Annotated in this window: 10 protein-coding genes and 1 pseudogene; 6 read left to right on the forward strand and 5 right to left on the reverse strand. The window is 73.3% G+C overall.

The window, feature by feature from the left end; genetic code table 11:
- Positions 1–62: 62 nt before the first annotated feature.
- Positions 63–452, forward strand: a pseudogene (locus ACZ434_RS22935) (cellulose binding domain-containing protein); the annotation flags it as partial.
- 55 nt (positions 453–507) lie between these two features.
- Here the strand turns inward: ACZ434_RS22935 and ACZ434_RS22940 are convergent.
- Both ACZ434_RS22940 and ACZ434_RS22945 read right to left on the reverse strand, forming a co-directional pair.
- On the reverse strand, positions 508–1,134 hold the full coding sequence (locus tag ACZ434_RS22940) for a class F sortase (protein ID WP_468458669.1): 627 nt from the start codon (positions 1,132–1,134) through the stop codon (positions 508–510).
- Between the two features lie 205 nt (positions 1,135–1,339).
- Positions 1,340–1,900 (reverse strand): hypothetical protein, encoded by a 561-nt coding sequence (locus tag ACZ434_RS22945; protein WP_468458671.1) that lies wholly within the window; start codon positions 1,898–1,900, stop codon positions 1,340–1,342.
- Between the two features lie 243 nt (positions 1,901–2,143).
- On the opposite strand from ACZ434_RS22945, the gene ACZ434_RS22950 reads away from it, so the two are divergent.
- From ACZ434_RS22950 to ACZ434_RS22960, 3 genes are all read left to right on the forward strand, one after another.
- On the forward strand, positions 2,144–3,307 hold the full coding sequence (locus ACZ434_RS22950) for an MFS transporter (protein ID WP_468458673.1): 1,164 nt from the start codon (positions 2,144–2,146) through the stop codon (positions 3,305–3,307).
- Between the two features lie 163 nt (positions 3,308–3,470).
- Positions 3,471–4,349 (forward strand): SDR family oxidoreductase, encoded by an 879-nt coding sequence (locus ACZ434_RS22955; protein ID WP_468458675.1) that lies wholly within the window; start codon positions 3,471–3,473, stop codon positions 4,347–4,349.
- 35 nt (positions 4,350–4,384) lie between these two features.
- Positions 4,385–5,119: a maleylpyruvate isomerase family mycothiol-dependent enzyme gene (locus ACZ434_RS22960; protein WP_468458677.1), complete on the forward strand. Its 735-nt coding sequence runs from the start codon at positions 4,385–4,387 to the stop codon at positions 5,117–5,119.
- A gap of 21 nt (positions 5,120–5,140) precedes the next feature.
- Here the strand turns inward: ACZ434_RS22960 and ACZ434_RS22965 are convergent, their stop codons facing one another.
- On the reverse strand, positions 5,141–5,533 hold the full coding sequence (locus tag ACZ434_RS22965; protein ID WP_468458679.1) for a MarR family winged helix-turn-helix transcriptional regulator: 393 nt from the start codon (positions 5,531–5,533) through the stop codon (positions 5,141–5,143).
- A gap of 83 nt (positions 5,534–5,616) precedes the next feature.
- Between ACZ434_RS22965 and ACZ434_RS22970 the strand changes: the two genes are divergently transcribed.
- Positions 5,617–5,901, forward strand: a complete 285-nt coding sequence (locus tag ACZ434_RS22970; protein ID WP_468458681.1) for a DUF6332 family protein — start codon at positions 5,617–5,619, stop codon at positions 5,899–5,901.
- A 197-nt stretch (positions 5,902–6,098) separates the two neighbouring features.
- Here the strand turns inward: ACZ434_RS22970 and ACZ434_RS22975 are convergent, their stop codons facing one another.
- Positions 6,099–7,337, reverse strand: a complete 1,239-nt coding sequence (locus ACZ434_RS22975; RefSeq protein ID WP_468458683.1) for a geranylgeranyl reductase family protein — start codon at positions 7,335–7,337, stop codon at positions 6,099–6,101.
- Positions 7,338–7,531: 194 nt separating this feature from the next.
- Between ACZ434_RS22975 and ACZ434_RS22980 the strand changes: the two genes are divergently transcribed.
- Entirely contained in the window at positions 7,532–8,893 is a 1,362-nt protein-coding gene (locus ACZ434_RS22980) for a M20/M25/M40 family metallo-hydrolase (protein WP_468458685.1), read from the forward strand.
- A 120-nt stretch (positions 8,894–9,013) separates the two neighbouring features.
- On the opposite strand, the gene ACZ434_RS22985 is transcribed toward ACZ434_RS22980, so the two are convergent.
- Positions 9,014–10,054, reverse strand: a complete 1,041-nt coding sequence (locus ACZ434_RS22985) for an NUDIX hydrolase (RefSeq protein WP_468458687.1) — start codon at positions 10,052–10,054, stop codon at positions 9,014–9,016.
- Positions 10,055–10,235 lie beyond the last annotated feature (181 nt).

Here is a 10,235-nt window from a genome sequence, read left to right on the forward strand (position 1 = left end):
GGGGTGTCCCCGCGTGCTCGCCGTGCGTCAGGAGGCGGCCGTTCTTCCCGGGTCTACGCCCGGACGCCGCCGGCAACCGCTCGCCGCGCTCGGCCGCGGTGACCGTCACCGCCTCCCCCGGCGGTACGACGGGCGCCTGCGAGGTGGGCTACCGGGTGACGGCCGAGTGGCCCGGCGGGTTCCAGGCCGAGGTGACCGTGCGCGACACCGGCGGCTCGGCGGTCGACGGGTGGGCGCTGCGCTGGGCCTTCTCCGCAGGCCAGCGGATCACCAACCTGTGGGGCGGCACGCCGGTGCAGAACGGTTCCGGGGTCACCGTGACCGCCGCCCCGTACACCGCGTCGATCGCGGCCTCCGGGTCGGTCACCCTGGGCTTCACGGGAACGCGGTCCGGTGCCAACCCGAGTCCCACGGCGTTCGCCCTGAACGGCGCGGACTGCTCGGTGACCTGAGGGACGGGCTGCCCGGAAGGTCCCTCCCCCTTCCGGGCAGCCGCTTCCGGCCCGCTCAGACCAGCCGGGCGAAGACCACCAGGTTCTCGGTGTAGTCCTTGGCGGAGTGGTCGTAGTCGCCGGCGCAGGTGATGAGCCGCACCTGGGCGTCGGGCGTGTCGGCGTAGACGCGCTCGTCGGGGAAGTCGTCCTTGTCGAAGGACTCCGTCTCGGCGACCTCGAAGGTGGCCTTGCTGCCGTCGGCCCGCAGCACCCGGAAGCGGTCGCCCTTCTCCAGCTCGCCGAGTCGCGCGAACACGGCCGGGGAGGTCGCCGTGTCCACGTGGCCGGCGATGATCGCCGTACCGCGTTCTCCCGGGGAGACGCCCTTGGCGTACCAGCCGACGAGGTTGGTGTCGTGGGCCGGCGGCGGTTCGAGCTGTCCCTTGCCGTTGATGGCGAGATCGGTGAAGGGGGCGTCGACGTCGATGCCGGGGACGACCAGGCGGGTCGGCTCGGAGCGCGGCAGGGCCTTGCCGGCGGGTTCGTCCGCGGCCGGGCCGGCCGAGCGCGAGGCGGAGGGCGCCGCGGAGACCGCCGGAGGCGCGTGCGGTCCGTGGGCGTCGTCGGGGGTGTCCTGTCCGCCGCCCAGCAGCGTCATGGCCAGCACCAGGCCGGCCCCGCTCCAGAAGACGGCCGTCATTATGGCGCGCAGTCTGCGCCTCGTCGGTGACGCCGCGTCGGTTTCGGGGGCACGGGGAGCGGGACTGGGACTCGGACTGGCCGGCATCGGGGGGACCACCTCATTCGGGCACGGCAGCGGGTACGACACACGAACGAGCGGGCGGGGCCGTCATGACGCGCGTCGCACGCACGACGGCCCCGGCCGCTATGACGCCGGGCACGGCTCAGGCCACGTCGCCGGAGACCTTCTTGCGGCGCAGCGCGTAGGCGCCGGCGCCGAGGACCCCGAGTGCGGCCAGACCGCCCGCGGTGACACCGGGCTCGGCGAGGCCGCCGCCACCGGTGTGCATGCCGCCGCGCGGCTTCTCGTGGTTCCACTCCTTGTCCTGCTTGTCGCCCCAGGACTCGTCCTTCTGGGACTCGCCCTTGTCACCCTTGTCCTTGTAGGTCTCGGGGTCGTACTTCGGGTCCTTGGCGGTGCCCCAGTCCTCCTCGTTCACCGCGGCCAGTGCCCCGCCACCGGTGTGCATGCCGCCGTGCGGCTTGTCGTGCTTGCTCTCCTTGTCGTATTTGCCTTCCTCGTCGTGCTTGCTTCCCTCGTCGTGCTTGCTTCCCTCGTCGTGCTTGCTCTCCTCGTCGTGCTTGCCTTCCTTGTCATGTTCCTTGCTGTAAGAAGTGGTGTCGTGGCCGTCGTCACCGGTGTGGTCGGCGTAGGCTGCGGGCGCGGCGACGGCAAGGGCCGCCGCGGCCGTTGCGGTGGCAAGCGCCATGCGGGCAGAGCGCATCGATCAGTCCTTCCGCGGGAGGCCGGGCAGCTGACTCCTCGACAGCACGGATGTCCCGTTCTCCGGCATGATCCACGCTCGGCCATGCCGCGCGGTCCCACCATCCGGGACGTTCACACGGGTTAACCGCCCGGCTCCCGAAGCACTCCTTCCACTCTCTGCGCGGGTACCTTGCCCGTCGGTCCGGTCGCCGCCTAGCCTGACTTTGTGCCGCTGATAAACAAAACCCGATCGCACAGTGTCGTGCCGGGTACCGACCTCGTCCGACTCCGTCTCGCCCTGACCGCCTTCTTCGCCCTCGACGGCTTCGTCTTCGCCGGCTGGGTCGTGCGCATCCCCGCCATCAAGGAACAGACCGGCGCCTCCGCGAGCGCGCTGGGCCTCGCCCTGCTCGGTGTCTCCGCCGGCGCCGTCGTCACCATGACGCTCACCGGCCGGCTGTGCCGCCGGTACGGCAGCCACCTCGTCACCGTCGTCTGCGCGGTCCTGCTCTGCCTCAGCGTCGCCCTGCCGCCGCTGACCCGTTCCACCGCGGCGCTCGGCGCCGTGCTCCTGCTGTTCGGTGCCGCCTACGGCGGGATCAACGTCGCCTTCAACAGCGCCGCCGTCGATCTGGTGGCCGCACTGCGGCGCCCCATCATGCCCGGCTTCCACGCCGCGTTCAGTCTGGGCGGCATGATCGGGGCGGGGCTGGGCGCGCTGGTCGCCGGCTCCCTGTCGCCGACCCGGCACCTGTGGGGGCTCGCCGTCGTCGGGCTGCTGGTGACTGCGGTGGCGGGCCGGGCCCTGATGCGGTGCGAGCCGCTCACCCCGGCGGCTCCCGCACGGTCCGAGCGGCCGGCCCCGCGCCGGCTGGACCGGCGCACCCGGGCACTGGTGATCGTCTTCGGCCTCATCGCCCTGTGCACGGCGTACGGGGAGGGGGCGCTGGCCGACTGGGGCGCGCTCCACCTCGAGGAGGACCTGGGCGCCTCGCCCGGCGCGGCGGCCGTCGGGTACACCCTGTTCGCGCTCGCCATGACGATCGGGCGGCTCACCGGTACGACACTCCTGGAGCGGCTGGGCCGGACCCCCACGATCCTCGCGGGTGGCTCCACCGCGGCGGCCGGAATGCTGCTCGGCTCGCTCGCGCCGTCCCTGCCCGCGGCCCTGATCGGCTACGCGGTCACCGGTCTGGGGCTCGCGAACCTCTTCCCGGTGGCCATCGAACGGGCGGGCGCGCTCGCGGGCCCGAGCGGGGTGGCGACCGCCTCCACCCTCGGCTACGGCGGCATGCTGCTCGGCCCGCCCGCGATCGGCTTCATGGCGGACTGGTTCGGCCTCCCGGCGGCGCTGACCAGCGTGGCGGTGCTGGCGGCGGTGGCCACCCTCATCGGGTTCGCCACCCGCCATGTGAAGGCGGCCTGATCCGGCACGGCCCCCCGGCCTGCCCGGCAGCCGTCCGGGTGGTGCGCCCGGCCACCGGATCGGACGGGCGCTGCCGGGGTACCCGGGCACCGGCGTCCGCCGGTCCCCTGCGTCGGCGGACGCCGGCAGCGCGAGAGAAGCCTTCACGCCCCCGGGAGAGACCGTGACCGAACAGCAGAACCCCCTGGAGCAGCACCCGACCCCCGACTTCCCGTCCCAGGACCAGCCGCACCCCGGCTGGACCGGGCCGATGGACCCGCCGCCGGACCACGGCGAGGACTCCTACCGGGGCAGCGGCCGGCTGACGGACCGCGCGGCCCTGATCACCGGCGGGGACTCGGGAATCGGCCGGGCGGTCGCCCTCGCGTTCGCCCGCGAGGGCGCCGACGTGATCTTCGCCCACCTGGACAGCGAGAAGGACGACGCCGAGGAGACCGCGCGCTGGGTGGAGGAGGCCGGCCGGCGGGCCGTGCCCGTGTCCTGCGACGTGCGGGACGAGGAGAACTGCCGGGCGCTGATCGACCGCGCGGTGTCGGAGTTCGGCCGGATCGACATCCTGGTCAACAACGCGGCGTTCCAGATGTCGCAGCCCGACGGCATCGAGGCGATCACCACCGAGCAGTTCGACCGCGTACTGCGGACCAATCTGTACGGCATGTTCTGGCTGTGCAAGATGGCCCTGCCGCACATGCCCGAGGGCGGCAGCATCATCAACTCGGCCTCCGTGCAGGCCTACAAGCCGAGCCCGCACCTGCTGGACTACGCCACCACCAAGGGCGCGATCGTCACCTTCACCCAGGGCCTGGCGCAGATGCTGATCGAGCGGGGCATCCGGGTGAACGCCGTGGCGCCGGGCCCGGTGTGGACACCGCTGATCCCCGCGACGCTGCCGGACACCAAGGAGTTCGGCAAGCAGGCGCCCATCGGCAGGCCGGCCCAGCCGGCCGAGATGGCCCCGGCGTACGTCTTCCTCGCCTCCCAGGACGCGTCGTACATCACGGCCGAGATCGTCAACGCGACGGGCGGAACGCCGCTGCCGTAGGGCCGGACGGACCGCGAGTGCGGCAGACTCACCCCATGGAGACCGCCTCGTTCGTGGAAGTCCTGGACAGGGAGGGCCAGTTGCTGGCCGACGCCGCGGAGGAGGCGGGCACGGCCGCCTCCGTTCCGCCCTGCCCGGGGTGGGCGGTCCGTGATCTGCTCCGGCACACCGGTGTGGTGCACCGCTGGGCGGCCGCGTTCGTCGCCGACGGGCATCCCGCACCCCGCCCGATGGATGAGCACCCGGATCTGGACGGCCCCGGACTCCTGGCCTGGTACCGCGACGGTCACCGACGTCTCGTGGACACCCTGGCCGCTGCCGCGCCCGACGTGGAGTGCTTCACCTTTCTGCCCGGGCCGTCCTCCTCGCTCGCGTTCTGGGCCCGCCGCCAGGCGCACGAGACGACCGTTCACCGGTTCGACGCGGAGTCGGCGCGCGGCGGCGAACCGGCCCCCATCGCCGCGGAGTTCGCCGTGGACGGCGTGGACGAGCTGCTGCGCGGCTTCCACGCGCGGCGCAGGAGCCGGGTGCGCACCGACCGCCCCCGGGTCCTGCGGGTGCGCGCCACCGACGCGGACGCGGTGTGGACCGTACGCCTGTCCCCGGAGCCGTCCGTGACCACTCGGGGCGCGGACGGGGACGCGGAGTGCGAACTGTCCGGACCGGCCGATGAGTTGTACCTGGCGCTGTGGAACCGGCGACCGGTTCCGGCGCTGTCGGGTGACGCGGGGCTCGCCGCGCTGTGGCGGGAGACGTCGGCCGTGATCTGAGCCGGCGCGGGGCCCGGCCGCTCAGTCCTCGGGGAGCATCCGGGCCAGCACCGCGCGCTGCACCGGCAGGACTTCGCCGTGCAGCGCGCGTCCCTTTCCCGTGAGGGACACCCGCACTCCCCGCCGGTCCTCCGGGCACATGCCCCGCACGAGCAGGCCGTCCTTCTCCAGCCGGGCGATGAGCCGGGACAGCGCGCTCTGGGTCAGGTGGACCCGTTCGGAGATCTCCTGGACGCGGTACGAGCAGCCGCCCCGTCCGCCGCCCTGCGCGAGAATGTCGAGCACCTCGAAGTCACTGCCGCACAGCCCGTGTCGGTGCAGGGCCCGGTCGATCTCGCACTGGGTGCGCGCATGAAGCGCGAGCACGCCCCGCCACCGTTCCACGAGCGCCTGTTCGGCCTGCTTCGCCGCCATGGGCGCACCGTAGCAGGCGGCCAGCTTGCCCACCGGACGCACGCCTGTTTGACTCCTGCGGTGAGCGCGGTCAGGGGGAGAGTGTGACGGGTTACGGGGGCCGCCGGACTCAGGCCGAACGGGACGCCATCACCGTCGAGATCGGCTACGCGCTGGTGAGCGCCGCCTTCGCGGCGGCCGTCGTGCTGGGGGCCGTGGCGGGGCCGGCGCTCCTCTTCGAACTGCCGGGCGTCGTGGAGACGTTGCTCGTGCGGGGCGGTCTGGTGCTCGCCATGGTGCTGTTCGCGGTCCGCACGGTCTCCGTGCTGGTGGGCTTCCGGCGGGCGGCTCGGACCGGGCGGACCGGGCGGACCGGGCCGGATTCGTAAGCCGGGACGGCCGGTTGGGCCCGGTCGCGGGCTGCCGGTCCCGGAGGGGACGCCCTGCCATCCATGGCGGCCCGCTCCCATGGGGTGCGCAACATGCCCGCCGCCTGCGGCGGGGGGGGAACTGCGCATGGGACGCACGGTCCGCGCCGTGACCGCGGTGGAGCTTCCCGACGACGAGAAGCTCCCGGTCTTCCGGATCACGGTCGGGAAGTGGCCTCGTCCCCGGCCCGCCTCCGGTCCAGCGCCAGCAGGGCACGGTGTGCCATCGGGTGGGTGCGGACCAGCTCACCGAGCGACGTCGAACCCTGCGTGATGTCCTTGAACGCCTTCCAGGCCGGGCGGAAGCCGGTGAGGACCGCGTGGAAGACGCCGGGACGCTGTTCGAAGGCCGCCAGCATCCGCTTGCCGACGCTCATCTCCACACCGAGCCCCGCCTTGACCGCGAAGGCGTAGTTCAGCGCCTGGCGGCGCGTGTCCACGGCGTCGTGGGCCTCGGCGATCCGCACCGCCCACTCCCCCGCCAGCCGGCCCGAACGCAGCGCGAAGGAGATGCCCTCGCGGGTCCACGGCTCCAGCAGCCCGGCCGCGTCCCCGCAGACCAGCACCCGGCCCCGGGACAACGGCGAGTCCTCCGCGCGACAGCGGGTCAGGTGTCCCGAGGAGATGCTGGGTTCAAAGCCGGCCAGCCCCAGCCGCCCGATGAAGTCCTCCAAGTACCGCTTGGTGGCGGCGCCTTCACCGCGCCGTGAGATCACACCCACGGTCAGTGTGTCGCCCTTGGGGAAGACCCAGCCGTAACTGCCGGGCAGCGGGCCCCAGTCGATGAGCACCCGCCCCTTCCAGTCCTCGGCGACCGTCTCGGGCACCGGGATCTCCGCCTCCAGGCCCAGGTCGACCTGGTCCACCTTGACCCCGACGTGCGCTCCTATCCGGCCCGCGCTGCCGTCCGCGCCGACCACGGCCCGCGCGAGCACCGTCTCGCCGCCCTGCAGGACGACCGCGACGGTGCGCCGGTCCGGTACGGACGAGCCGTGCTGTTCCACCCGCTGCACGGCGACGCCGGTGCGCAGCTCGGCGCCCGCCTTCTGCGCGTGCTCCACGAGTTGCTGGTCGAACTCGGGCCGGTTGATCAGCCCGAACATCATCCGCCGGGAACGGCGGGTGCGGCTGAAGCGGCCGTTGTGGGAGAACGTCACCGCGTGCACCCGGTCCTTGAACGGGAGCTCGAAGCCGGGCGGGAGCGCGTCGCGCGAAGGGCCGATGATGCCGCCGCCGCACGTTTTGTAGCGTGGCAGCTCCGCCTTCTCCAGCAACAGCACGCGCCGTCCCGCGACCGCCGCCGCGTAGGCGGCCGAGGCCCCCGCGGGTCCCGCGCCCACCACGACGACGTCCCACACCTGCCGCACGTCGTCCGCCGAAGAGTTCTCGCTGCTCACGATGGTCTACTGCTCCCGATCCAGCCGCCTGCCGGTGATGTCCTCCCGCATCCTACGGCGGCGGTCGTCCGGGGCCACTGTGGGAGGATCGGCGACGTGAGTGCCCCGTACACGGGTCCTCACGCACACCGCACGATCATCTCGTACAAAGAAGTACTCGGAAGTACAACGTCGCACCCACAAGGAGCGTGCCCATGTCGTCGAATCCGGTCGCCGCGACCGTCGCCTCGCTGATGCCCAGGGCGAAGGAGGAGCTCACCGAACTGGTGGCCTTCAAGTCGGTGGCGGACTTCGGCCAGTTCCCGCGCGCCGAGAGCGAGGGCGCCGCCCGCTGGATCGCCGACGCGCTCACCGCCGAGGGCTTCGAGGACGTGGCACTGCTGGACACCCCGGACGGCACGCAGTCGGTGTACGGCTACCTGCCCGGCCCCGAGGGCGCCAGGACCGTGCTGCTGTACGCGCATTACGACGTGCAGCCGCCGCTGGACGAGTCCGGCTGGACCACCCCGCCCTTCGAACTGACCGAACGCGACGGCCGCTGGTACGGACGCGGGACCGCCGACTGCAAGGGCGGTTTCATCATGCACCTGCTGGCGCTGCGCGCGCTGAAGGCCGACGGCGGCGTCCCCGTGCACGTCAAGGTGATCGTGGAGGGCTCGGAGGAGCAGGGCACCGGCGGCCTGGAGCGGTACGCCGAGGAGCACCCCGGCCTGCTGACCGCCGACGCCATCGTGATCGGCGACGCGGGCAACTTCCGTGCCGGTCTGCCGACGGTCACCACCACGCTGCGCGGCATGACCCTGGTGCGGGTGCGGACCGACACCCTGGAGGGCAATCTGCACTCCGGCCAGTTCGGCGGGGCCGCGCCGGACGCGCTGGCCGCGCTGGTGCGCGTACTGGACTCGCTGCGGGCCGAGGACGGCACCACGACCGTGGACGGGCTGACCGCCGACAGCACATGGGACGGGTTGCAGTACGACGACGAGCAGTTCCGCAAGGACGCCAAGGTGCTCGACGGCGTGGAGCTGATCGGTTCCGGTACGGTCGCCGACCGCATCTGGGCGCGCCCCGCGGTCACCGTGCTCGGGATCGACTGCCCGCCGGTGGTCGGGGCCACGCCGTCCGTGCAGGCGAGTGCCCGCGCGCTGGTCAGCCTGCGGGTCCCGCCGGGCGTCGACGCGGCCGAGGCGACCGCTCTGCTCCGGGCCCACCTGGAGTCGCGTACGCCGTGGGGCGCGCGGGTGAGCACCGAACAGATCGGTCAGGGGCAGGCGTTCCGCGCGGACACCACCAGCCCCGCCTACCGGGCGATGGCCGACGCGATGGCGGTGGCCTACCCGGGCCAGGAGATGCAGTACGCCGGTCAGGGCGGCTCGATCCCGCTGTGCAACACCCTCGCCGCGCTCTACCCGGAGGCGGAGATCCTCCTCATCGGCCTGAGCGAGCCCGAGGCGCAGATCCACGCGGTGAACGAGAGCGTGTCGCCGGACGAGTTGGAGCGGCTGTCGGTCACGGAGGCACTGTTCCTGCGCACGTACGCCTCCGGCACCCACTGACCCCGCGCCGGCGGGCGAAGTCCCCGCCCACGGCCGGGACTTCACCCGCCGGCACCAAGGTCACGCAGCATGTACGGCTGCCGGCGCGGGCGTTCGCGCACCCCTCCGCGGCGCCCGCGGTCAGCCGACCGGCACTCCGGCCTCCAGGTACATCGCCTTCCCGCGCTCCCGCGCCCGCAGCGCCCTGCGCAGCCGTTCGTAGCGGACCGGCGGCAGCAGTTCGGCGGCCTCGGTCTCGGAGACGAAGCGCCACCCGCGCAGTTCCGGCCCGGGCAGCAGCAGCCGTCCGGCGGCGGCGGAGTCGAGGCGCCCGCCGTCGAAGAGCAGCCGCAGGCCGCCGAAGCCGGGCGGCGCGGGCGGCTCCCAGTCGACGACGAGGAGCGACGGTACGTCGTCGAGCCGTATCCCGGTCTCCTCGGCGACCTCGCGCATACCGGCGCGCGCGGGGGCCTCGCCCCGCTCGACCACTCCGCCCGGGAACTCCCAGCCCGCCTTGTAGGTGGGGTCGACGAGCAGCACGCGGTCCTGTTCGTCGAAGAGCAGCACCCCCGCGGCGACCGTCTCGGCGGTGGGCTCGGGCGTCTGCACGATGTCGCAGGCCGGCGCCGCCCCGCCGCCGACCGCCTCGGCGATCCGCAGGGCGGTGTCGTACGGGGTGAGGGCTCCGTTGTCGACCGGGTAGGCGTCGGCGGTGAGCCAGGCGGCGAGGGCCGCCTTGTACGGCTCGATGTGGTCGCGGGCCCACTGCCGGACGCGTATCCCGCCGTTGGGAAGGCCCACGGGAACCTCGCGGGCGGCCACGCGCTCCCGCAGGATCGTTTCCGCCGGAGCGAGGAGGACATGGCTGACCGGTATCCGGCGGGCGGCGAGACCGCCGAAGATCTCGTCGCGGTACTCCTGGCGCAGCAGGGTCATCGGGACCACGAGGGTCCCGCCGAGCTCGGCGAGCATCGCCGCCGCCGTGTCGATCACGAGTCGCCGCCAGACCGGGAGGTCCTGGAAGTCGCCGACCTCCGCGAGGCGCTTGGGCGGAAGCAGCTTCTCCAGTGCTCCGCCGATGACCTCGGGGTCGAAGAGCGTGCTGTTCGGGATCAGCTCGATCAGTTCGCGCGCGGTGGTGCTCTTCCCCGCACCGAACGCGCCGTTGACCCAGACGATCACGGTTCCCCCTCTTCTGTTGGCCCCCTGTGGCTTGCCCGCTCCACCCTGCCACGGAAACCAGCCCCAGTTGAGAACACGCAAGAGCGGCGGGGGGGGGGGGGGGGGGGGGGGGGGGGGGGGGGGGGGGGGGGGGGGGGGGGGGGGGGGGGGGGGGGGGGGGGGGGGGGGGGGGGGGGGGGGG

Source organism: Streptomyces sp. NPDC030893, from assembly GCF_055571535.1.

Bases quoted from the DNA above. Each gene is read 5' to 3' on its own strand.
- ACZ434_RS22940 (WP_468458669.1), bottom strand. From the start codon at position 1,134: ATGACGGCCGTCTTCTGGAGCGGGGCCGGCCTGGTGCTGGCCATGACG.
- ACZ434_RS22945 (WP_468458671.1), bottom strand. From the start codon at position 1,900: ATGCGCTCTGCCCGCATGGCGCTTGCCACCGCAACGGCCGCGGCGGCC.
- ACZ434_RS22960 (WP_468458677.1), top strand. From the start codon at position 4,385: ATGGAGACCGCCTCGTTCGTGGAAGTCCTGGACAGGGAGGGCCAGTTG.
- ACZ434_RS22965 (WP_468458679.1), bottom strand. From the start codon at position 5,533: ATGGCGGCGAAGCAGGCCGAACAGGCGCTCGTGGAACGGTGGCGGGGC.
- ACZ434_RS22980 (WP_468458685.1), top strand. From the start codon at position 7,532: ATGTCGTCGAATCCGGTCGCCGCGACCGTCGCCTCGCTGATGCCCAGG.